The 22,643-nt window shown below is 48.2% G+C and carries 22 protein-coding genes; 13 read left to right on the top strand and 9 right to left on the bottom strand.

The window, feature by feature from the left end:
• Positions 1 to 229 precede the first annotated feature (229 nt).
• The 8 genes from ABC395_RS26365 to dnaA form a co-directional block, all read right to left on the bottom strand.
• The gene (locus tag ABC395_RS26365; RefSeq protein WP_413006660.1) at positions 230 to 1,303 is read right to left on the bottom strand and encodes an HD-GYP domain-containing protein; all 1,074 of its coding nucleotides are present in this window, start codon (positions 1,301 to 1,303) and stop codon (positions 230 to 232) included.
• A gap of 90 nt (positions 1,304 to 1,393) precedes the next feature.
• Entirely contained in the window at positions 1,394 to 3,925 is a 2,532-nt protein-coding gene (gene gyrA, locus ABC395_RS26360; RefSeq protein WP_413006659.1) for a DNA gyrase subunit A, read from the bottom strand.
• 65 nt (positions 3,926 to 3,990) lie between these two features.
• The gene (gyrB, locus tag ABC395_RS26355; RefSeq protein WP_413006658.1) at positions 3,991 to 5,907 is read right to left on the bottom strand and encodes a DNA topoisomerase (ATP-hydrolyzing) subunit B; all 1,917 of its coding nucleotides are present in this window, start codon (positions 5,905 to 5,907) and stop codon (positions 3,991 to 3,993) included.
• Positions 5,908 to 5,941: 34 nt separating this feature from the next.
• On the bottom strand, positions 5,942 to 6,190 hold the full coding sequence (remB, locus tag ABC395_RS26350; RefSeq protein ID WP_103995339.1) for an extracellular matrix regulator RemB: 249 nt from the start codon (positions 6,188 to 6,190) through the stop codon (positions 5,942 to 5,944).
• 6 nt (positions 6,191 to 6,196) lie between these two features.
• Entirely contained in the window at positions 6,197 to 7,315 is a 1,119-nt protein-coding gene (recF, locus tag ABC395_RS26345) for a DNA replication/repair protein RecF (RefSeq protein WP_103995340.1), read from the bottom strand.
• Between the two features lie 27 nt (positions 7,316 to 7,342).
• Positions 7,343 to 7,558, bottom strand: a complete 216-nt coding sequence (yaaA, locus tag ABC395_RS26340; protein WP_413006657.1) for a S4 domain-containing protein YaaA — start codon at positions 7,556 to 7,558, stop codon at positions 7,343 to 7,345.
• Positions 7,559 to 7,598: 40 nt separating this feature from the next.
• Positions 7,599 to 8,741: a DNA polymerase III subunit beta gene (gene dnaN, locus ABC395_RS26335; RefSeq protein ID WP_413006656.1), complete on the bottom strand. Its 1,143-nt coding sequence runs from the start codon at positions 8,739 to 8,741 to the stop codon at positions 7,599 to 7,601.
• A gap of 168 nt (positions 8,742 to 8,909) precedes the next feature.
• Positions 8,910 to 10,274: a chromosomal replication initiator protein DnaA gene (gene dnaA, locus ABC395_RS26330; RefSeq protein ID WP_413006655.1), complete on the bottom strand. Its 1,365-nt coding sequence runs from the start codon at positions 10,272 to 10,274 to the stop codon at positions 8,910 to 8,912.
• Between the two features lie 477 nt (positions 10,275 to 10,751).
• Here dnaA and rpmH point away from each other — a divergent pair, with 477 nt between their 5' ends.
• From rpmH to ABC395_RS26265, 13 genes are all read left to right on the top strand, one after another.
• On the top strand, positions 10,752 to 10,886 hold the full coding sequence (gene rpmH / locus ABC395_RS26325) for a 50S ribosomal protein L34 (protein WP_009673467.1): 135 nt from the start codon (positions 10,752 to 10,754) through the stop codon (positions 10,884 to 10,886).
• Positions 10,887 to 11,024: 138 nt separating this feature from the next.
• Positions 11,025 to 11,372, top strand: coding sequence for a ribonuclease P protein component (gene rnpA, locus ABC395_RS26320; protein ID WP_413006654.1), 348 nt, complete (start codon positions 11,025 to 11,027; stop codon positions 11,370 to 11,372).
• 104 nt (positions 11,373 to 11,476) lie between these two features.
• A complete protein-coding gene (locus ABC395_RS26315) occupies positions 11,477 to 12,232 on the top strand; it encodes a YidC/Oxa1 family membrane protein insertase (protein WP_413006653.1) in 756 nt (251 codons plus the stop codon).
• Positions 12,229 to 12,846 carry an RNA-binding cell elongation regulator Jag/EloR gene (jag, locus tag ABC395_RS26310; RefSeq protein ID WP_413006652.1) on the top strand — a complete coding sequence of 206 codons (618 nt, stop codon included), beginning with the start codon at positions 12,229 to 12,231 and terminating at the stop codon, positions 12,844 to 12,846. The genes ABC395_RS26315 and jag overlap by 4 nt, the downstream gene beginning before the upstream one ends.
• A gap of 87 nt (positions 12,847 to 12,933) precedes the next feature.
• Positions 12,934 to 14,310, top strand: coding sequence for a tRNA uridine-5-carboxymethylaminomethyl(34) synthesis GTPase MnmE (gene mnmE / locus ABC395_RS26305; RefSeq protein ID WP_413006651.1), 1,377 nt, complete (start codon positions 12,934 to 12,936; stop codon positions 14,308 to 14,310).
• A 22-nt stretch (positions 14,311 to 14,332) separates the two neighbouring features.
• Positions 14,333 to 16,222, top strand: a complete 1,890-nt coding sequence (gene mnmG, locus ABC395_RS26300) for a tRNA uridine-5-carboxymethylaminomethyl(34) synthesis enzyme MnmG (RefSeq protein WP_413006650.1) — start codon at positions 14,333 to 14,335, stop codon at positions 16,220 to 16,222.
• Between the two features lie 8 nt (positions 16,223 to 16,230).
• Complete coding sequence (gene rsmG / locus ABC395_RS26295; RefSeq protein WP_413006649.1) at positions 16,231 to 16,959, top strand: 16S rRNA (guanine(527)-N(7))-methyltransferase RsmG; 729 nt, start codon at positions 16,231 to 16,233, stop codon at positions 16,957 to 16,959.
• A 255-nt stretch (positions 16,960 to 17,214) separates the two neighbouring features.
• Positions 17,215 to 18,042: a nucleoid occlusion protein gene (noc, locus tag ABC395_RS26290; RefSeq protein WP_413006648.1), complete on the top strand. Its 828-nt coding sequence runs from the start codon at positions 17,215 to 17,217 to the stop codon at positions 18,040 to 18,042.
• Between the two features lie 85 nt (positions 18,043 to 18,127).
• Positions 18,128 to 18,304, top strand: a complete 177-nt coding sequence (locus ABC395_RS26285; RefSeq protein ID WP_413006647.1) for a hypothetical protein — start codon at positions 18,128 to 18,130, stop codon at positions 18,302 to 18,304.
• Positions 18,305 to 18,503: 199 nt separating this feature from the next.
• Entirely contained in the window at positions 18,504 to 19,277 is a 774-nt protein-coding gene (locus tag ABC395_RS26280) for a ParA family protein (RefSeq protein ID WP_413006646.1), read from the top strand.
• On the top strand, positions 19,258 to 20,118 hold the full coding sequence (locus ABC395_RS26275; protein WP_413006645.1) for a ParB/RepB/Spo0J family partition protein: 861 nt from the start codon (positions 19,258 to 19,260) through the stop codon (positions 20,116 to 20,118). Before ABC395_RS26280 ends, ABC395_RS26275 begins: the two co-directional genes overlap by 20 nt.
• A gap of 100 nt (positions 20,119 to 20,218) precedes the next feature.
• Positions 20,219 to 21,382 (top strand): aminotransferase class V-fold PLP-dependent enzyme, encoded by a 1,164-nt coding sequence (locus ABC395_RS26270; protein WP_413006644.1) that lies wholly within the window; start codon positions 20,219 to 20,221, stop codon positions 21,380 to 21,382.
• A gap of 66 nt (positions 21,383 to 21,448) precedes the next feature.
• Positions 21,449 to 21,943 carry a DUF4446 family protein gene (locus tag ABC395_RS26265; protein ID WP_413006643.1) on the top strand — a complete coding sequence of 165 codons (495 nt, stop codon included), beginning with the start codon at positions 21,449 to 21,451 and terminating at the stop codon, positions 21,941 to 21,943.
• Here the strand turns inward: ABC395_RS26265 and yyaC are convergent.
• Positions 21,918 to 22,532 carry a spore protease YyaC gene (yyaC, locus tag ABC395_RS26260; protein WP_413006642.1) on the bottom strand — a complete coding sequence of 205 codons (615 nt, stop codon included), beginning with the start codon at positions 22,530 to 22,532 and terminating at the stop codon, positions 21,918 to 21,920. The genes ABC395_RS26265 and yyaC overlap by 26 nt on opposite strands.
• Positions 22,533 to 22,643: the final 111 nt, after the last annotated feature.

Here is a 22,643-nt window from a genome sequence, read left to right as displayed (position 1 = left end):
TCTCGGCTTTATTAGCCTCGTCGTTGTCCGCTTCGTTCCAGCGGCGACTTAATTAATATACCACATTCACCTAGTTGATTGCAAGCTTTTTTTCGATGAATTTTTTCAGGCTTTTTAATTTGTCGCTTCTTTCGGAAGGCGGAATATTAATATACCATTGCCACGCTACCATGTCAACAAAAAAGTATCTCCCTATAGGGAGATACTTTTTTTACCGAGCCTATTTGTCTTAACGCGCTTCAATGACCTCTTGAATATACAGATTTCTTTCCAACGTAAGGTTAATGATTGTTCCGTTAACGTTGACCCAAGGACGTGTCGGATACGAACGATCGGAGAAAACAATTTCACCTACACGGTTATCGTTCAATTTGACGACAGTTCCCGTATGAAACGAAGTTACTTTGTTAATGAACGTATTGACGATTGCCGGATCGACTTTGCCGAAAGCATCTTTGCTCAACTGCTCCAGGACCAGATACGGGGACGTGGCCTCCTGATGATAACGGACACTTGTCATGGCATGAAAGATATCGGCTACCGCTACCACCTTAGAATAGATGTGGATCTGATCGCTTTTGAGACCAAGCGGATATCCGGAAGCGTCTTCCCGCTCATGATGCTGCAGAGAACAAAGCTTAACCCCCTCGTTAAGGGCTGCTATCGGTTTTAGCACATTATAGCCGTACAGGGTATGTTTGCGCATTTCTTCAAGTTCGACAGGTGTTAGCTTCGTCGGTTTAACGAGAAGAGCCTGATCGATTTTGGCATTGCCGATATCATGCAGGAGTCCGGCCAGAGCTATCTGCATCCAATCTTTTTGAGGGAGTCCGTGCCATTTAGCCAAAAGATAAGATGTCAGAGAAACCATGATGCTGTTGTGATAGACGAAGTCCTGCAGTTGAAACTGCCGCGGTGCAAACGTAAGGACCTGATAGCCTTCAATATGCTCAATCAGCTTGTGGAGCTCATTGCGCATCTCCAGCACCGGCAGGGCAGAGTTGCCCAGAACAAGACCGAACGCTTTCTTAAGCAGCTGCAGCATTTGGTCGTAAGAAAGATCAAAGGATGAGATTTGCTTCGTATCTATATTTGCCCCAGCAACCGCACCGGCCGATTCCGGGCCAGGATTGCTTGTCCCGTTATCAATGGTTACGGTAGAGATCAGGAATGCCTTCAGGATCTCCGTATCTCTCTCTGTCAGGATTCTGCCCTTATAAAATAGTGCATTGCCGAAACGGCTGTTTACAGCCTCCAGCAGCTTGTCGCCGGCTTTAATTTGTGAGACAGAGACTGTCCGCAAAGTATTTCCCTCCGCTTTACCTAAGTTTGTCAATTTTATTGTAAAACAAAAAAGATGGGGATGTAAGTCCCCACCTCCGAATCTTTATTATTAAATTTCAGTACCTTCATCAGGATTTTCTGTTTGTACACCGGTTTGTTCCGGCGACGACGTTACTTGTTCCTGATCTTCTTCGTTAAACTCATCATCCTGGCTTTCCTCACTCTTGGCCACATGGGTCACAGTCGCCACCTCATCATCCTCACGGATGTTGATTAGACGAACCCCTTGCGTGTTACGTCCCATTTCAGAGATACCCGAAATACTTGTACGGATAAGAGTCCCGCTCGCGGTAATGATCATCAGGTCTTCGTCGTTATTCACGACTTTAAGACCTACAACCGAACCGTTCTTGGTGGTAACGTTGAGCGTCTTGATCCCCTTACCGCCACGTGATTGAACGCGGTATTCCGCAATCGGTGTCCGTTTACCGAAACCTTTGGAGGTTACGATCAGGACGCTTGCGTCTTCATCCACCACGTCCATATCGATTACGGTATCTTCCGAACCGATTTGAATGCCTTTGACACCCGTGGCCGAACGGCCCATGGATCTGACATCGTCTTCCGGGAACCGAATGGACATGCCGTCCCGCGTCCCCATGATGATGTGGCGTTTGCCATCCGTCAGTTTAACCCCGACAAGCGAGTCATCGTCGCGGAGATTGATTGCGATAAGTCCGCCTTTGCGGATGTTGATGTAATCATCCAGCGGAGTCTTTTTCACAATTCCCTGCTTTGTGGCAAAGAACAAGTAACTGTCCGCGCTGAATTCCTGAACCGGGATAACGGCACTAACGGTTTCGCCCTGTTCAATCTGAATCAGATTGATAATCGGGGTTCCGCGCGCAGTCCGGCTAAGATCCGGAATCTCGTAGGCCTTAAGCTTGTACACTTTACCCCTGTCCGTAAAGAAGAGAAGGTAATGGTGCGTGTTGGTTACGAACAGATGGTTTACAAAGTCATCCGTCTTCGTATCCATACCTACGATGCCGCGGCCTCCGCGTTTCTGGCTGCGGTAAGTGTTTACCGGAAGGCGTTTAATATAACCCGTGTGGGTAATAGTAATGACAACATCCTCTTGAGGAATCAAATCTTCGTCTTCGATGCTGTCTTCACCCTTGGTAATTTCACTTCGTCTTTCATCACCAAAGTTTTGTTTAATTTCATTGAGTTCGTCGCTGATGATGGCGAGAATAAGCTGTTCGTCTGCAAGAATAGCTTTTAATTCCGCGATCTTCTGAAGAAGTTCCGCGTATTCTTGCTCGATCTTCTCACGCTCCAAGCCCGTAAGGCGCTGCAGACGCATATCCAAGATGGCTTGCGCCTGATCGTGAGAGAGGCTGAAAGTTGTCATCAAGCCTTCACGCGCGGCGTCCGTTGTACGGGAAGAACGGATCAGAGCAATAACTTCATCCAGATTGTCGAGCGCGATACGCAGGCCTTCGAGAATATGAGCGCGGGCTTCGGCTTTGCGCAAATCATATTCCGTACGTCTGCGAATGATGACTTTTTGATGCTCCAGGTAGTAATAAATCATTTCTCTAAGGTTTAATACCCGGGGTTCACCATTTACGAGAGCCAGCATGATAATACCGAAATTAGACTGCAAAGCCGTATGCTTGTACAAGTTATTGAGAACTACGTTAGGATTGACGTCCCGACGCAGCTCCATAACGATGCGCATACCGTTACGGTCCGATTCATCACGCAAGTCTGTAATGCCGTCGATTTTCTTGTCGCGTACGAGTTCGGCGATTTTCTCAATGAGACGGGCTTTGTTTACTTGATAAGGAATTTCATGCACGATAATCCGTGCTTTATTGTTTACTTCTTCAATGTCGGCTTTCGCTCTCATGGTGACGGAGCCTCTGCCTGTGGCATAAGCCTGCCGGATTCCTTCGCGGCCGAGTATATACGCACCCGTCGGGAAGTCCGGTCCCTTGATCGACTGCATCAATTCCAACGGAGTGACATCCGGGTTCTCGATCATTTGCTGTATTCCGTCGATAACCTCTCCAAGATTATGCGGCGGAATATTGGTAGCCATACCTACGGCAATACCGGAAGATCCGTTTACAAGAAGGTTAGGGAACCGTGCCGGCAGTACGACCGGCTCCTGTTCCTCTCCGTCATAGTTCGGGATGTAATCGATGGTCTCTTTGTTGATATCGCGGAGCATCTCCATAGCAATCTTGGAAAGGCGTGCTTCCGTGTAACGCATAGCTGCGGCCATGTCGCCGTCTACGGAACCGAAGTTTCCATGCCCGTCGATAAGCATGTACCGCAGCGAGAAATCCTGCGCCATCCGGACCATCGTTTCATACACGGGAGAATCGCCGTGAGGGTGGTACTTACCGATTACTTCGCCGACGATTCTGGCTGACTTTTTGTGCGGTTTATCTGAATACATCCCCAGCTCGGACATCGCGTACAAAATACGCCGGTGAACCGGTTTGAGGCCGTCCCGGACATCGGGAAGCGCACGGCTGACGATGATACTCATGGCGTAATCTAAGAATGAGGTGCGCATTTCCGAACTAATATCAACCTCAACGACTTGCGAACGCATTTCTTCGGTCATGATTTATCCTCCTGAAACGTGCATCCTAGACTGGAAAAAAACCAGCCCTCTATCTCTTGAAGCCTTTAAATATCCAAGTTCTTTACATACTTAGCGTGCTGGTGAATGAAGTTACGTCTAGGTTCCACGTTATCTCCCATCAGCGTATCGAAAATAGAATCGGCGTCCATCGCATCCTGGATAGTGACTTGCAGCAGAGTACGAGTCTCCGGATCCATGGTCGTATCCCATAATTGTTCCGCATCCATCTCTCCGAGACCTTTGTAACGCTGAACGTTGACTTTGGCTCCTTCGCCAAACTCTTTCATGATCTCATCCCGCTGCTTGTCGCTGTATGCATAGCGGGCTACTTTGCCCCGCTCCAGTTTATAAAGCGGCGGCTGTGCGATATACACATATCCGACTTCAATCAACTTGCGCATATAGCGATAGAAATACGTGAGCAGCAAAGTACGGATATGGGCTCCGTCGACGTCCGCATCGGTCATAATGATCAGCTTGTGATAACGGGCTTTGGTAATATCGAAATCGTCGCTGATGCCGGTACCCATCGCCGTAATAATGGCACGGATCTCGAGGTTCGATAAAATTTTGTCCAAACGTGCTTTCTCAACGTTCAAAATTTTACCCCGGATCGGCAGGATGGCCTGGAAGTGACGGTCACGGCCCTGTTTGGCCGAGCCGCCGGCGGAGTCCCCTTCCACGATGTAAAGCTCGCTGATAGACGCATCCTTGGACGAGCAGTCAGCCAGCTTACCCGGAAGTGAGCTTACTTCTAGCACGCTCTTACGGCGGGTCAGTTCTCTCGCTTTACGGGCCGCTTCACGCGCACGGGAAGCCTGGAGGCCTTTCTCGACGATTTTTTTCGCGATCGCCGGGTTCTCGTCCAGGAATTCGAGAAGCTTCTCGGCAAACAGAGAATCGACGATTCCGCGCACTTCACTGTTCCCAAGCTTCGTCTTGGTCTGTCCTTCAAACTGCGGTTCGGGTATCTTGACCGAAATAATAGCGGCCAAGCCCTCACGCACGTCATCACCGGACAGGTTAGAGCCGCTTTCTTTGATCGCATTCGTTTTGCGCGCGTAGTCATTCAGAATCCGCGTTAATGCGCTTTTGAAGCCGGACTCGTGAGTGCCGCCTTCGTGTGTATTGATATTGTTTGCGAACGAATAGATGTTCTCCGTGTAGCTGTCATTGTACTGAATAGCCACTTCAACCTGGATATTGTCCTTGCTGCCCTCGACATAAATCGGAGGTTGATGCAGGGCCTCTTTGTTCCGGTTCAAGTGCTCGACGAAGGATTTAATTCCTCCCTCGTACATAAAGCTGTCGGAAGTATCCGTACGTTCGTCGGTCAGATTAATCTCGATTCCTTTATTCAAAAACGCCAGCTCACGGAGTCTGGATTGCAGAATCTCGTAATCGTATTCGGTCGTCTCCGTAAAAATCTCCGGATCGGGCGTAAACGTAACCGTTGTTCCGGTTTCTTCCGTTTCGCCTATAATCCGAAGATCGTATTGCGGTTTACCCTGGCGATATTCTTGTTCGTGGATTTTACCGTGCAGCTTGACTCGTACGAGAAGATGCGAGGACAGCGCGTTAACAACGGAAATACCTACCCCGTGAAGTCCGCCGGAAACTTTATAACCCGAATCGTCTCCGCCGAATTTGCCGCCTGCATGCAGCACGGTGAGAACTACTTCCAGGGCGGGACGTTTCATTTTGGCATGTTCCCCTACGGGAATTCCGCGACCGTTGTCAATTACGGTTATCCGGTTGTCTTTATGAACGATGACGTCGATACGGGTACAATAACCGGCCAGCGCTTCGTCGATGGAGTTATCGACAACTTCCCACACGAGATGGTGCAGGCCGCGGCTGCTGGTCGAGCCGATATACATGCCCGGTCTTTTACGAACGGCTTCCAGCCCTTCCAGTACCTGAATCTGATTCTCATCGTACGAATTTTGGTTCAAAGTCATACACCCTTCACCTGCTTTTACATAGTCAAATCGCTCAGTTCGTCAACAGCTGATTTGCGCGTTTCTTCAAAGTCATCGAGGAGATTGGGGAATAATACACTTTGCTTTGCGTCACGACAAGCGATTTGCATTCCTCTTCGCCAATGATCTCGATCTTTTTGCCGCGAGCCGCCTCCGCAATAAACTGCTTGGATATCTTCGAAGACTTCTCGATCGACAGATCGAAAATCGCGATGAGTTCCGAGGAACGAATAATCTTTTCGCCGCCTAAATGGATAAACACAATCTCTCAACTCCTGTCGATGACGCTGCCGCTCGAAACATGAAAAACGGCCGCATGGTCTAACTGGTCCAAATGGACGCTTTCGAGTCCGGTCGTTGTGATGAACGTCTGTACTTTCTTCTGAAACGTCTGGATGAGTTGGGTCTGTCTATATTCGTCAAGTTCGGAAAGAACATCGTCGAGGAGTAAAACAGGGTACTCGCCGACCTCCTCCCGGATCAGTTCGATTTCGGCCAACTTTAAAGAAAGAGCAGTCGTCCTCTGCTGCCCTTGGGATCCGTACGTCTGTACGTCTTTGTCGTTAATGCAGAAAAGAAGGTCGTCCCGGTGCGGACCGATCAATGAGACGCCTCTTCGCATTTCCTGTTCTTTTATCTGTGATAACTTTATCATAAATCGGTCCAATAAAACAGATTCATCTTCAAAGTGCCCGTCCGCAAAGGAAGGAGCATACTCCACCCGAAGCGTTTCCTTGCCGTCGGTAATCCCCTGATGAATTTGCTCCGCCCAGCTTTGGAGTTTCTTTATAAAGCTTTGACGCTTTTTCATAATTTTAACACCGAAGGCCGCAAGCTGTTCATTCCACACATCAAGCATGGAGCTGTTGGCCGCGGATGGAGGGTAAGACTGCTTTAGCAAATTATTGCGCTGCACAAGCACTTTCTGGTATTGAGTGAGGTCGTAGAGGTAGCTGGGGTATACCTGCCCGATCTCCATATCGAGAAACCTCCGGCGGATGCCGGGGCTTCCCTTGACGATCTCCAGGTCTTCGGGAGCGAACATCACCACGTTGAGCGCCCCGACGTACTGGCTCAGCTTTTTTTGCTCAAGCCCGTTTACTTTTGCTTTCTTGCCTTTGCCCGTTATCGAAAGCTCGAGCGTACTCATTCCGTATTTCCGTTCCACCTCGCCGAAAAGTCTGGCATGGTCCTCCTGCCATTGAATCAATTCCTTATCCTGATGGGTACGATGGGACTTGGTCAGTGCAAGCACATAAATGGATTCCAGCAAGTTGGTCTTCCCCTGCGCATTGGGACCTACAAAGATGTTAACATTCCGATCCGTCGAGATTTCCACATGTGGATAATTCCGATAATGATCCAACAACAGCCGTTTGACAAACAATGGCGTTCCTCCTGTGCTTCCTCGGGCCTACTCCCGGGACACGACGAATTCCCCGCAGCCTTCTACGGCGACTTTGTCTCCGGAGTACAGCTTCCGCCCGCGGCGGTTTTCAAGTTCTCCGTTTACTTCGATATGGGCTTCCTGAAGAAAGGATTTAGCCTGTCCCCCGGTTTGAATGCAGTCCGCAAGTTTCAAAAATTGACCCAAAGTTATATATTCCGTACGAATGGTGACCTCTTTCATCGAGTCTCCTCCGTTTGTTTGATGTAATTGCCGGCTGGCTTTAGTTCGTAGTGCGGTACGGGAGAATAAGCTGCAAAATATTTTGCTGCTCTTCCGGACGGATAATGATCGGCTGCATGGCGCCGGTAAAACCGATGTGAATGTTGTCGCTATCCATGACTTTAAGCGCGTCGAGCATATATTTGGAGTTGAAGGAGATCCGCAGCAGCTCACCGTTGATCTTCTGGAGCTGCAGCTGCTCCGTTACTTTGCCCAATTCGGACGAACTTGAAGAAACCTCGATGGTTTCATCTTCTTTCATCACAAGTTTAACGATATTGGTCTTATCTTCTCTGGAAAGCAGGTAAGCACGGTCAATCGCATCGGCCAGTTCTTTGGTGCCGACAACGAGTTCTGTCTGGAACGATTGCGGAATAAGCTTGGAAGTATCCGGATAAGTTCCGTCCAGAATACGGGTATAGAACAAAATCGAGTTCATTTTGAACAGGACCTGACTGTCCGCGATAACGATGTCGATCAAGGAATTCTGATCCGGCAAAATTTTGCTGAGCTCGTTAAGCGTACGTCCGGAAATAACGATCGGATGGAATTTCTGTCCCGGTTCCAGATCGAGGTTAATCTCACGGGAGGCCAGTCTGTGTCGGTCGCACGCGATAAATTTCAGCTTGTTGTCCGTAATCTGCCAGAGGACACCGGTCAGAATAGGCGTAGTTTCGTTCGTTGAAACGGAAAAAGACGTCTGCTTGATCATTGTTTTGAGCAGATCGCTTGGAATCCGGATCGTGCGGCTTTCTTCGATTTGAGGCAGAAGCGGATATTCTTCAGGATCGAGACCCATAATCTGCACTTCGGAAGATCCCGAACGAATCGTCGTTTGAAAATGGTCCTTAACTTCGATCTCGATCGTTTGGGAAGGGAGCTTGCGGATCATTTCCATGAAAAATTTAGCGGGGAGCACGACGCTTCCCGGTTGAAAGAGCTCAATTACTTTCAGCTCAGCAGTTTCGGTCGGCATAAAGCTTTGGATGGAAATGTCGGTATCACTGGCAGTCAGGGTTACACCCTCTGAAGTGGCGTCTATTTTGATTCCGGTCAAAATCGGAATAGTCGTTTTACTGGAGATTGCCTTGGAGACGTGCTGAATGGATTCATTAAGATAATCTTTCAATATCGTTAATTTCATGTTTTCACTCCTGTGGTTCTAAATTCTAGCCGGACTGCATACCCTTATATAATACCTTTTTTTTTTTAGTAATAGTAGTAGAGGCACTGGATATGTGGATATGTGGACGAAAGTCACAAAAAACAAGCCTATCCACATGTGCATAGTTTGTGCATAGGCTTGTAGTTATTAAGAGGACGGATTTTTGATTTTTTCCGTCAGGCTATGAATGATTTTGAAAAGTTCCTGATCTGTCTTCAGGGCCTCGCTAATTTTCTCATGCGCATGGATGACTGTCGTGTGGTCACGTCCGCCGAATGCCTCGCCAATCTTGGGAAGTGAAAAATCGGTCATTTCCCGCGATAAATACATGGCAACCTGCCTCGGAAAAGCAACGGCTTTGGTCCGTTTCCGCGCTTTGAAATCCTCCATTTTCAACCCGTAGAACTCTCCGACTTTCTGTTGTATATCCTGCATCGTAATAACGCGCGGCCGGCTTGAAGGAATAATGTCTTTCAGCGCTTCCGCGGCCAGATGCGTCGTAATATCCTGGTTGCTCAAGGATGAATAGGCGACGACTCTTATCAACGCCCCCTCAAGTTCCCGGATGTTTGTATCGATCTGATTGGCGATATAGACCATCGCTTCATTCGGAATTTCCAGATTCTCAGCCTTGGCTTTCTTGCGGAGAATCGCAATACGCGTCTCTAGGTCGGGAGGCTGGATATCCGTAATCAGTCCCCATTCAAAGCGTGAGCGCAGACGGTCTTCAAGCGTCGGGATCTCTTTGGGAGGCCGGTCGCTGGAGATGATAATCTGCTTGCCTTCTTCGTGAAGAGCGTTGAATGTGTGGAAAAATTCTTCCTGCGTCTGTTCTTTTCCCGCAAGAAATTGAATATCGTCAATAAGAAGCACGTCAATGCTTCTGTATTTGTTGCGGAATCCTTCGCCGCGGTTATCCCGGATCGCATTGATGAATTCGTTCGTGAATTTCTCGGACGAGATGTAAAGAACGCGTGCCCGCGGGTTATGTTCAAGCACATAATGCCCGATGGCATGCATCAAGTGGGTTTTACCCAATCCCACGCCTCCGTACAGAAAAAGCGGATTGTACGCTTTGGCCGGTGCTTCCGCAACGGCGAGAGAAGCCGCATGGGCGAACCGGTTACCGGCGCCGATAACGAACGTATCGAACGTGTACCGCGAGTTCATCATATGATGAAAAGTTTCTTCTTGAACGGGAGGGGCAGGCTCCTTCGGAATTTCCGGAGGCGGTGTTTGTACCGCAACGGGTGATTTCTCGTCGGACTCGTTTATGAATTTAACCTCGACCTGCTTGCCGAGAAATTCATAGATCGTGGTTCCGATCATTTTCGCGTAGCGGCTTTCCAGCCATTCTTTCGCAAAATTGTTCGGTGCGCTTATGACGACAGTCGTATCCGTAAAGACGGTAGCTCTTGTGGATTTAAGCCAAGTATCGAAACTCGGCTTGCTTAATTTTTTTTGTATGATAGACAGGACTTGCTGCCATGAGTCGGTCGTATGGCTATCCACAACAGTTCACTCCTTTAAACATAAAAAAGACTTGCGGAAAACGCCATGTCGCCTTGCTTCATGTCAATTACCACAAAATCTTGTCGATTCTTATCCACACGAGTCAGGTTATGCAGAAGAGACTTGCTCGAATAGAGGGAAAATTGTTCACAATGTTATCCACAGGCTGTTGATAAACGAAGGGAGTCAGGAGAATATCCACAACAGAAACAATACTATATTAGCAAATGAGAGAGGGATTATCAACGCAATGTTTTAATTTATCCACATATTCAACCCCTTGTGTAAAGTTAATATTAACACCACTAGATATTGTTGATAATTTGTTTGCTTTCGACAAGTTCTGCACAAGGGGCTGAAAAGTTTGTACACAGGTTGTTCCGGCGGAGCTTCCACCTTGACTTATAGCCTCTCTTTGTGCTTTAATTGAAAAAGACATTTTTGGGATTAGATAGATCCTCAGGGAGGTGCAAATAGATGCGTCCTACGTTTAACCCGAACACAAGAACACGGAAGAAGAACCATGGTTTCCGTAAAAGAATGAGCACGAAAAACGGCCGTAAAGTGCTGCAAGCACGCCGTCAAAAAGGTAGAAAAGTACTGAGTGCTTAATTGCCAGGCCACTTGATGTGGTCTTTTTTTCTGGATTTTTATAGGGTTGTGAGGGTTTCGACCGATTAAACCGCCCGTTGCCGGTGAAAACTAAGGAATGGGCGGTCAAAGAAGCGGTTTTGTTTGGAGTGCTTGCTTGTGGAAAAAAAGCTTAGGCTTGCAAAAAGAGAAGATTTTCAAAAGGTGTACCGCTACGGAAAGTCGGCAGCGAACCACCAGTTTGTTCTATATTATATGCCTCGTCGTGAGAACGATCATTTCCGGCTCGGGATTTCGGCCAGCAAAAAGATTGGAAACGCCGTCATCCGCAACAGGCTGCGCCGCGTTCTAAAGGAAATTATCCGGCTGAACGAGGAGCGTTTTCCCGGCGGCTACGATTATATTGTGATCGTGAGAAAGCCGGCCGTCGAAATGGATTACCACGAGATGGAGAAGAGCATCTACCATGTTTTCAAACGGGCGGGGCTGCTGCGAAAAAACAGCTGATCCCGGCTCGATTTAAACATGCTTTAATTTCCAAGCAATTATTTCCTTGCCGGATTAAACTATGGTATAGTTTATGGTGGAATAGAAAACTGGGAGGACCTCAATTGATTCGTCGAACCTACAAATATGCACCGCTTCTTTTGCTGTTGTTCGTGCTAACGGGTTGCGGCACGTCGCCTACCTCGTATCCTCCATTGGATCCCGCGACAGCAGGATTTTTCACCAAATACTTCATTATTCCTCTGTCTGATCTGCTCGATTTCTTTGCCAATTCGATTGGCAATTCGTACGGTATCTCTATCCTGATCGTGACCATCATTATCCGTCTGATCGTTCTGCCGCTGACGCTGAAGCAGTACAAGAGCTCCAAGCGTATGCAGGAAGTTCAACCGGAAATGGCTAAAATCCGCGAGAAGTTTAAAGATAACCCGCAAAAGCAGCAGGAAGAGACAATGAAGCTTTTCCAGAAGCACGGTGTCAATCCGCTTGCCGGATGTTTCCCGATTTTGATTCAGATGCCGATTCTGTTGGCGCTTTATCAAGCGATCGTGCGGAATCCGCACATTTTTTCACACCAATTTCTATGGATGGAACTCGGCAAGCCCGATCCGTTCTATGTACTGCCGATCTTAGCGGCGGCCACAACGTTCATTCAGCAGAAAGTGATGTCAACTCAGAACCCGATGAACAAACAGATGCAGAGCATCATGTTTATTTTCCCGGTCATGATCTTCGTGATGTCGATGAGCTTCGCATCCGCTTTGCCGCTGTACTGGATTTACAGCAACATCTTCACCATCGTTCAGACCTATTTCTTGTACGGTCGATCTCCTAAAACAAAAGGTGGACAGGCTGCATGAAAAAAGTGATTGCGACGGGAAAAACGATTGATGATGCAATAAAGGCCGGTCTTGTGCAGTTAAGCACTACGCAAGACCGGGTGCATGTCACCGTCCTGGAACAGCCGTCCAAAGGTTTTCTCGGATTGATCGGCACGAAGGAAGCGAAGGTGGAACTCGAGAAGATCCCGGATCCGATCGAAGAAGCCGTCGCTTTTCTGAAAGAGCTGTTCGAAACGATGGGGCTGGCTATCTCCATTGACCAGAAGCAAACGAAAGAAGGCCATTTGTTTAACTTAAGCGGATCCGAACTGGGAATATTGATCGGTAAAAGAGGACAAACTTTGGACGCGCTTCAATATTTGGTCAATATCGTCGCAAATCGGTTCTCAAGCGCGCATGTCCGCATCCTGCTCGATGCCGAGCAGTTTAGAGACAGACGGAAGCAGACGCTGCAGGAACTGGCACACCGGCTTGCGGGCCGTGTCGTCCGTTCCCGGAAAGAATTGATTTTGGAGCCGATGAACGCTCAGGAGCGCAAAATCATTCATGCCGAGCTTCAATCGCATCCGTCGGTGAAAACATACAGCAAAGGCGACGAACCGAATCGTCGCGTTGTAATTACGTTAAGATAACTGTCTGCAATGACCCTGTATTCTCTAGGCGTCATTGCTTTTTTCATAATTTGAGCGGTTACCGCTCCGCTTACGGGGTGTTTATTTATGATTTCAGATACAATTGCCGCCATTGCGACTCCGCTCGGAGAAGGCGGTATCGCGGTTGTGAGAGTCAGCGGCGACGAAGCCGTCACGCTTGTGGAGCCGTTATTCCGGTCTAAAGTGAAATTGTCCGAGGCTCTGACACATACCATTCATTATGGGCATATCATTCACCCTTCATCGGGTGATAAAATAGAAGAAGTTCTCGTCAGCGTTATGCGCGCGCCGCGTTCTTTCACGACGGAAGATGTCGTGGAAATCAATTGTCACGGGGGAATCGTGTCCGTGAAACGGGTGATGGACCTTCTTCTGGAGCAGGGAATCCGCGTTGCCGAGCCCGGTGAGTTCACTAAACGCGCTTTCCTGAACGGACGGATTGACCTGACCCAGGCGGAAGCGGTCATCGACCTGATCCGGTCCAAATCGGACCGTGCATTTCAAATTGCGTTGAAGCAGGTGGACGGCAATTTATCCAAAGCGATAGGCGAGCTGCGGTACCAGCTGGTTGAGCTGATGGCTCATATTGAAGTGAATATCGATTATCCGGAGCATGACGTTGAGGAAATGACCAACGCGTTTATCCGCGAACGCTGCATTGGAGTGAGTTCCCGTATTGACGAGCTGTTACGAACGGCCGAACACGGGAAGATTTTGCGTGAGGGTATCGTGACGGCGATTATCGGCAAACCGAACGTCGGGAAGTCGTCGCTGCTTAATACGCTGGCGCAGGAGAACCGTGCCATCGTCACGGATATTCCCGGGACAACCCGCGATGTGATTGAGGAATACGTTAATGTGGGCGGTATTCCGTTGAAGCTTCTTGATACGGCCGGAATCCGGGAAACGTCGGATCTTGTGGAACAGATCGGGGTAGAGCGGTCCAAAACGGCTTTGTCCGAGGCGGATTTGATTCTCCTGGTGTTGAACAGCAGCGAACCTTTGCTGCCTGAAGAACTGGCCATGATTGAAGAACTGCGGCAGCGTCAAACCATTGTCATTTTGAATAAAACGGATCTTCCCTTACAAATAGATAAAGATGAGATCGAAGCCAAATTCCCGCAAGGACGAGTGGTTTCGTTATCTCTCCTGGAAGGAAGCGGCCTTACGGAACTGGAAAAGGCGATTTCAGCCATTTTCTTCGAAGGCAATTTGGAATCCACGGACTTGACCTATGTCAGCAATGTCCGACACATCGGACTTCTGAAACAGGCCAAAGGCTCGCTGAGTGAAGCAATGGAGGCTAACGATGCCTACGTGCCGATCGATATGATTCAGATTGATATCCGGGCTGCATGGGAGCATCTCGGTGAAATTATAGGAGATTCGGTTGCCGAATCGTTGATCGATCAAATTTTTTCACAGTTCTGTCTTGGAAAATAAGACGGTATAGGAGGTAGAAAGGATGGGCTACACAGCCGGAAACTACGAAGTTATCGTCATCGGAGCGGGCCATGCCGGCGTCGAGTCGGCGCTGGCCGCAGCCAGGATGGGCTGCGAAACGCTTCTGCTGACAATCAACCTGGATATGGTTGCTTTTATGCCTTGCAATCCCTCTATCGGAGGACCTGCAAAAGGGCATGTTGTGCGTGAAATCGACGCGCTTGGCGGAGAAATGGGACGCAATATCGACAAAACGTACATTCAAATGCGGATGTTGAACACAGGAAAAGGACCGGCCGTTCATGCCCTGCGTGCGCAAGCGGATAAATTTCTGTATCAGCATATGATGAAAGAAACCATTGAAAGCACTTCAAACCTGACGTTACGTCAGGGGATGGTGGAAGAGCTGATTGTGGAAGATGGTGTCTGCAAAGGCGTAGTAACGAAGACCGGGGCCGAATATCATGGCAAAGCTGTCGTTCTGACGACGGGTACTTATCTGCGCGGGAAAGTCATTATGGGAGAGCTGATGTATGAAAGCGGCCCGAATAACCAGCAGCCTTCCGTCCGGCTATCTCAATCTCTGCGTGATTTGGGACTGGAGCTCGTCCGTTTCAAAACGGGAACACCGCCGCGTGTGCACAAAGATTCCATTGATTTTTCCAAAACGGAAATTCAGCCGGGAGACGAAAATCCAAGATTTTTCTCTTACGAAACGAAAGAGGGGACACAGGACCAACTTCCTTGCTGGCTGACTTATACGACTGAGAATACTCATGAGATTATTAATGACAATTTGCATCGTGCACCGATGTTTTCGGGAGCCATCGAAGGAACGGGACCCCGTTACTGTCCGTCTATCGAGGATAAAATCGTACGTTTTGCCGATAAGCCGAAGCATCAGATTTTCCTTGAGCCGGAAGGACGCAATACGTCCGAGTATTATGTGCAAGGACTGTCGACAAGCATGCCGGAAGATGTTCAGCTTAAAATTCTGCGTTCGATAACGGGCCTGGAAAAGGTTGAAATGATGCGTACCGGTTACGCAATCGAGTACGATGCGGTTGTTCCGACGCAGTTGAAACCGACCCTTGAAACGAAGCTGGTTGACGGGTTGTTTACGGCTGGCCAGATCAACGGCACATCGGGATACGAGGAAGCGGCCGGTCAAGGAATTATGGCCGGTATTAATGCCGCCTGCAAGGTACAGGGGAAGGACCCTGTCATTCTCGACCGTTCCGAAGGCTACATCGGCGTATTGATTGATGACCTGGTAACGAAGGGGACGCCGGAACCTTACCGCTTGCTCACTTCGCGTGCGGAATATCGTCTGCTGCTTCGCCACGATAATGCCGATCTCCGGCTTACTCCGATCGGTCACAAAATCGGACTCATTCCGGAAGAGCGTTACCAGCGTTTTCTGGCGAAAAAGGAACAGATCGAACAGGAACTGCAGCGTCTTAAAACGACAAAGGTCCGCCCCGAACCTCATGTTCAAGCTATTCTGGAAGAGGCGGGTACGGTTCTGCTGAATAACGCCGTGGATCTTCTTACCCTTCTGAAACGTCCGGAGATCAATTACTCTCATATTGAGGGAATGATCCCTCTGCCGGAAGAGCTTTCCGATGAGGTAAAAGAGCAGGCTGAAATTCAAGTGAAATATGCGGGCTATATCGAAAAACAGCTGGCCCAGGTAGAACGGCTTAAAAAGATGGAAAAGAAAAAGATTCCGGACGATATCATCTATGAAGATATTCACGGAATTGCAACGGAAGCGAAGCAGAAGCTTGCAAAAATTCGTCCCATATCGATCGGACAGGCGAGCCGAATCTCCGGAGTAACGCCGGCAGACATCTCTATCCTGCTTGTGTACCTGGAACACTATAATCAAGTTATCGCTGCAAGGGGATAGAGGAACTTATGGCCGATTTAATACAAGATCAGTTTGTTAGTCATTTGCAGCCTCATCAGCTATCTTTCACCGAGGAACAGCTTCAACAGTTCGAGACCTACTACCGGTTGCTTGTGGAGTGGAACGAAAAAATCAACCTAACCGCGATTACAGAACGCAACCAGGTTTATTTGAAACATTTCTACGATTCGCTTTCGCTTGCCTTTTATGTGGATATGTCAAAAGTAGAGACGCTGGCGGATATCGGCTCTGGAGCCGGTTTTCCCAGCATCCCTCTGAAAATCGCTTTTCCGCATCTAAAGGTTACGATTGTGGATTCTTTGAATAAACGGATCGTTTTTCTGAATGAGCTTGTAAAAGAGCTGGGGTTAGAAGATGTAACCTGTGTCCATGCCCGCGCGGAAGATGCAGCACGGCTTCCGCAGCACCGTGACCGGTATGACCTGGTTACAGCACGTGCGGTTGCAAGGCTGAGCGTGCTGAATGAATTTTGCCTGCCTTTTGTAAAGGTAGGCGGACTGTTTGTCGCGATGAAGGCCGCGGATGCAGAAGAAGAAATGAAAGAGGCGGCCTTTAGTATAGGCTTGCTCAAAGGCCAGCTTAAGCAGGTAGATCGTTTGGAATTACCAGTCGAGAAGTCCGTACGGCATTTTATCCAGATCAACAAGATAGCACCTACACCCGGTAAATATCCTCGTAAAGCCGGATTACCTTTAAAGCAGCCTTTAGTGAAATAGGATGTTTCACGTGGAACATCATTACCAGGAATTTCATGATTTGTTGCCTTTATTGGCAGGAAAAGATGAGCTGCTGACGAATAACTTATATAGAGGATTTTACCAATAAAGAACTATGGATACACTTGTCGTAATAGGGGAGTCTGCGACCCTTCTTTAATTCTTTGGTTTCAGATAAACGGGTTGGTAGAATGCCGAGGCAATGCTTTCTCCTTCCTGTAAAATATCGGGGAAGAGTTGGGTGGTATTATATTCATGAAAGAGCAGCTGTCAAAACTTTTTGGTTTTACGGAGCGAAATAATATGGATGAAGTTAAAAACATTCCCGTACAAAACATCAATCCGAGTCCGTACCAACCAAGAACGATTTTTGATGATGATCGCATTGATGAACTTTGCCAAACCATTCGTACACATGGCGTTATTCAGCCTATCGTTGTAAGGGTACGTAATAATACGTTTGAGTTAATTGCGGGGGAACGCCGATTAAGAGCGGTTAAAAAGCTTGGGCTGGAAACCATTCCTGCCATCGTGCGGGAATTTAACGATTCTCAAGCGGCTTCCATTGCATTAATCGAAAATCTGCAGCGTGAAGGTTTGACGGCGATCGAAGAAGCGGCCGCTTATCAGCAGCTTATCGAAATGCATGATCTTACACAAGAAAGTCTTGCACAGCGACTGGGCAAAAGCCAATCCACTATCGCCAACAAAATTCGTTTGTTGAATTTGAGCGAACCGGTCAAAATGGCGCTTATTGAGCGGAAGATTACGGAGAGGCATGCACGTGCCTTACTCTCTTTGGACCAAGAAGAACTTCAAGTTAAAATTCTCGAAGAGGTCATCGCCAAAGAGCTTAACGTGAAGCAGACGGAAACACGCATTCAATTTTTGAAAGAAGCTACCCAGATCAAAAAAAGCAAACGGGTTTCTTTTTCAAAAGATGTACGTCTTGCGCTGAATACCATCAGACAGTCTGTTGAAATGGTGGCCAGTTCGGGTCTTAATATTAATACGGCCGAGCAAGACCACGAAGATCACTACGAAATCATTATTAAAATTCCTAAGCAGCATGCGGCCAAATAATCGAAGGATTAAAGCATAATCCTCCTGTACAACAAAGACAGTATTTCCGTAAAGGGAACTGAATTTGGGGCAGGAGGATTTTTTAATGGAGTTTCGTAATGTAGAAGTGAGTTTGGCCGGGTTAATGAATTGGAAAAATCGCTTCCTATCAGCTGCTCAGCAGCGCTATGTAAATTTAGTTGAAAATTACGGGATAAAGTGCAAACTTTTTGGGCCCAAGATACGTCATAGGTTTGTTCGTTATTTAGGAGTTCTTCTGTAGGAGAAGAGCAGCTCATTCCGGTTATTACCGATCCTTAGACCCCGATTTGAAAACGATTGCCGAGGAAACAGCCGAATTTATTCCTTTTGTTGTCGGAACCTGCATTTTTATTAGTTTCGGTCTCTTGATTATGGTAATATAGTAGTATTCTCTTTGTTAAGTTTTTAATGAGAGGTTTTAAGGTAGCGGGGTGAATGAATTGTCCAAGACAATCGCGATAACGAATCAAAAAGGCGGCGTGGGGAAGACAACGACATCCGTCAATCTGGGTGCTTGTTTGGCTTCGCTCGGTAAAAAGGTACTGCTGGTGGACATCGACCCTCAAGGCAATACGACGAGTGGGATTGGGGTAAATAAAGCAGATGTAGAATACTGTATTTATGACGTCCTGATTAACGATATTCACCCGAAAGACGCTACAGTTTCCACTAAAATTCCAAATTTAAACATCATTCCGGCTACTATCCAATTGGCGGGCGCTGAAATTGAATTGGTGCCAACGATATCGCGCGAAGTCCGGTTGAAAAAATCGCTTCAGCTTGTCGAGCATATGTACGATTATATCCTCATTGATTGTCCTCCGTCGTTAGGGATTTTGACCATTAACTCACTGACGGCCTCCGACTCCGTGATCATTCCGATCCAGTGTGAGTATTACGCGCTGGAAGGTTTAAGCCAACTGTTGAATACGGTCAGACTCGTGCAGAAGCATTTAAACACATCGCTGCAAATTGAAGGCGTTCTCCTTACGATGTTTGACGCCCGTACAAACTTAGGCATTCAAGTCATTGAAGAAGTGAAGAAGTATTTTCAGCAAAAAGTGTATCAAACGATTATACCGCGTAATGTCCGGCTCAGCGAAGCACCGAGTCACGGGCAATCGATTATTACTTACGACCCGCGGTCTAAAGGTGCGGAAGTATACTTAGAGCTTGCAAAGGAAGTGATTAGTCTTGAGCAAACGACTAGGTAAAGGTCTAGGAGCGCTTATTCCGGAGCTGGAGATCGGGGAAGAGGACAAGGTCATTGAAATTCCTTTGAATCAGCTGCGCGCGAATCCATACCAGCCTCGTAAACATTTTAACGAAGACGGTATTCAAGAGCTGGCTTCTTCCATTAAGGAACATGGTGTTATTCAGCCCATCATTGTCCGCACGGTTTTAAAAGGCTATGAGATTATTGCCGGAGAAAGAAGGTTCCGGGCTTCTCAGGCAAGCGGTCTAGCGACCATTCCGGCTGTTGTGAAAAAGCTCTCCGACCAGCAGGTCATGGAAATCGCTTTAATCGAGAACGTTCAGCGTGAAGATTTGAATGCGATGGAGATTGCGATCGCTTATCAAGCCATCATTGATCAGTTCTCATTAACGCAAGAAGAGTTATCTGTAAAAGTAGGCAAGAGCCGGTCTCATATCGCCAATTTCCTTCGTCTTCTTCATCTGCCTGAGTCCATTAAACAATATGTTTCACGTGGAACACTTTCCATGGGACATGCACGAGCGATTGTTGGGGTCAAAGACGACAAGGTGAAGAAAGAGCTGACGGATGCATGTATTAACGGTCAATGGAGCGTTCGCCAGTTAGAGGAAGAAATTAAGCGGCGTGAAGAGCTCGCTTCCGAAGATAAGGAAAAGCCGAAAGTGAAAGATAAGAAGAAAGATCCTTATCTCCATCAGGCGGAAGAGCAGCTTCAGGATCATTATCGTACGACGGTCCGGATCAAGCACCAAAATTATAAAGGACGGATCGAACTCATGTATTACTCCAAAGATGATTTGGACAGATTGCTGGAAATGCTTCAAGGGCAAATTTCCTGATAGTTATCTAACTACACCATACATAGCATACAAATCTTTGGCTTTCTGTCTGTAAAGAAAGTGAGAGAAGGTATGCTATCTTTGTGAGGAGGGACCGGCAGTGACGAAGCCGCTATTGTATTTCGATAATGCCGCTTCCTCGTGGCCAAAACCGCCGCAGGTCGGAGAGGCTGTACTGCGCTGCATGAATGAGTGTGGGGCTAATCCCGGCAGGGGCAGTCATAGCATGGCTGTACAGGCAAGCCGGTTTGTGTTCGAAGCACGCAAACATGCCGCGAAGCTTTTTGGTATTAAGAACCCCAACGATCTCGCATTCGGCTCCAACACAACGCAAGCTCTCAATTTGGCCATCAAAGGTCATGTGAAAGAGGGAGAGCATGTTATCTGTACGGCAGTCGAGCATAACTCCGTTCGAAGACCTCTGGAATATTTGAGACGCATCAAAAATGTACAGGTCACGTACCTGGAAACCGATGAAGCCGGACGAATAAACATAGACACCTTAAAAGAAAATATTCAAAAACACACTTCGCTTGTCGTGATCAATCACAGCTCCAACCTGCTCGGAAGCATCCTGCCCGTCACGGAGATCGGACAGCTTTGCAGAGAAAAGGGGATAACCCTGCTCGTAGATGCCGCTCAGACGGCCGGAATCCTTCCTATTCACGTGGAGCAGATGGGAATCGATATGCTGGCATTCCCGGGCCACAAAGGCCTCTTGGGGCCTCAGGGGACGGGAGGGCTGTATATCCATCCCCGGCTTGATCTGGAGCCTCTCATGCACGGCGGAACAGGCAGCCAATCGGAGGCGGTCGATCAGCCTGGAGTAAGACCGGACAGGTATGAAGCGGGCACGCCGAATACCCCGGGATTAGCCGGGTTAAGCGAAGGTTTGAAGTTTGTCCTGCAGACGGGCGTGGAGAACATTCACGCGAAGGAGTGGCGGCAGACTCAGCGGATCATGGAAGCTCTCCGGGATGTGCCGGATCTTCGGCTTCTCGGTCCGGGAATAGGCGAAGAACGGACGGGTATCGTGTCCTTCGTCCTGGAGCACATGGACGCGTCTGAGATCGCATTCATCCTGGATCAGCATTACGGGATCGCGGTCAGAGCCGGCTATCACTGCACGCCGCTTGCGCATGAAACCGCAGGCACGGCAAAAACCGGCGCCGTTCGGGCAAGCGTCAGCTATTTTACGACAGATGAAGAAGTGGATACTTTAATTGAAGCGGTCAAAGAAATAGCGGACTCCGTTATTTTATAAGCAGGAACGCAGCCGACTGGAAGGAACAAAAAACAGCGAGACAAGATAGCAGAGGGGAAGAAGGACATGGGTGAGAACAACATCGGGCTGCCGGTTGAACCGATTTTATCGGTTCTTTGTTTGCTTGTCTTGTTGCTGTTAATCGGAATGCTTGCGTTGTGGATTAAACTGGGCAAGCTTCGCAAACAATATAAGAAAGTCATGAACGGAGCCGGAGAGGTTAACATTGAACAACTGCTTGTTCACATGCAGCAGCAGATTGAGGACCAGATCATCCTGCAGGGAGATATGGCGGACCGGCTGAACCGGATCAGCCAATCGATGAAGCGTATGAAGTCCAAAGTCGGCATTCACCGCTACAACGCCTTCTCGGACACGGGAAGCCAGATGAGCTTCACGGTAGCTATTCTGGACGAATATGAAGACGGGATACTTATCACCGGCATTCACAGCAGGGAAGATACATACATCTATGCCAAACCGGTTGAAAAGGGCGGTTCCCCGTACTCGCTTTCTCCCGAGGAGAAGGAAGCGATCAGTCTGACGTTAGCGCAGAAGTAGGGGAAGACTGCCGGACGGAGTAGAGGGCGTGATGAAGGGAGCCGGCGATAACGTCGGCCATATTCATGACCAGGTTGAGGCGAGTGTTTTGAAGCACGAAATACTCCATAAACCCGCCGACGTTAACAATCCCGGTAACATGAATATCGCCGACCGACGGAAGTTCTTTATTTACGCCTGCTCCCGGTTTAAGCGGTCCATGCCCGACTTGAATAGAACCGACGCTGGATACCTGACCGAGACAAGCGTCGATCGCCACGATAAAGGGATGGCGGTGGGCCGCCTCTATAGCCGTAATCGTATCGGACAAATTCATGGCGTGTACCGGCTCATCCAATGTTCCGTACAAGGAATAGGAAGCGCTGCTTCGTCTCTTTAAATTGCTGCCAACCAGGGGGCCTAATGAATCGCCTGTGGAACGGTCCGTACCGACACAAACGATCACAATAGGTTGATAGGAGGGCAGCTTTTTTAGAATCTCGGAAAAGTAAGCGGAAAGGGCGGCAGGCGTGCTGCTGTCCGTATGAGAAAGTTTAATAGAAGCGGGCTGTCCGGCAACCGGTTTCGGGGAAAAGCCGAATGGTTTCATTGAGGATCCCTCCGGGTTCGTCTTCTTATCGTGGTAAAGCGGCTTTCGGCAGGTATCAGCGGACGCTTAGAAGTTTTTACTAGTATACGGAGAAAGCGGGTAAAATATACG

Source organism: Paenibacillus canaveralius, from assembly GCF_047238265.1.
Lineage (GTDB): Bacteria > Bacillota > Bacilli > Paenibacillales > NBRC-103111 > Paenibacillus_F.
Note: the sequence above shows the minus strand (reverse complement) of the source record. Positions and strands in the feature narration are given on the sequence as shown.

Coding starts and splice junctions, on each gene's coding strand:
- gyrA (WP_413006659.1), bottom strand. CDS start 3,925: ATGACCGAAGAAATGCGTTCGCAAGTCGTTGAGGTTGATATTAGTTCG.
- gyrB (WP_413006658.1), bottom strand. CDS start 5,907: ATGACTTTGAACCAAAATTCGTACGATGAGAATCAGATTCAGGTACTG.
- yaaA (WP_413006657.1), bottom strand. CDS start 7,558: ATGAAAGAGGTCACCATTCGTACGGAATATATAACTTTGGGTCAATTT.
- dnaN (WP_413006656.1), bottom strand. CDS start 8,741: ATGAAATTAACGATATTGAAAGATTATCTTAATGAATCCATTCAGCAC.
- rpmH (WP_009673467.1), top strand. CDS start 10,752: ATGCGTCCTACGTTTAACCCGAACACAAGAACACGGAAGAAGAACCAT.
- jag (WP_413006652.1), top strand. CDS start 12,229: ATGAAAAAAGTGATTGCGACGGGAAAAACGATTGATGATGCAATAAAG.
- mnmE (WP_413006651.1), top strand. CDS start 12,934: ATGATTTCAGATACAATTGCCGCCATTGCGACTCCGCTCGGAGAAGGC.
- mnmG (WP_413006650.1), top strand. CDS start 14,333: ATGGGCTACACAGCCGGAAACTACGAAGTTATCGTCATCGGAGCGGGC.
- rsmG (WP_413006649.1), top strand. CDS start 16,231: ATGGCCGATTTAATACAAGATCAGTTTGTTAGTCATTTGCAGCCTCAT.
- noc (WP_413006648.1), top strand. CDS start 17,215: ATGAAAGAGCAGCTGTCAAAACTTTTTGGTTTTACGGAGCGAAATAAT.
- ABC395_RS26285 (WP_413006647.1), top strand. CDS start 18,128: ATGGAGTTTCGTAATGTAGAAGTGAGTTTGGCCGGGTTAATGAATTGG.
- ABC395_RS26265 (WP_413006643.1), top strand. CDS start 21,449: ATGGGTGAGAACAACATCGGGCTGCCGGTTGAACCGATTTTATCGGTT.
- yyaC (WP_413006642.1), bottom strand. CDS start 22,532: ATGAAACCATTCGGCTTTTCCCCGAAACCGGTTGCCGGACAGCCCGCT.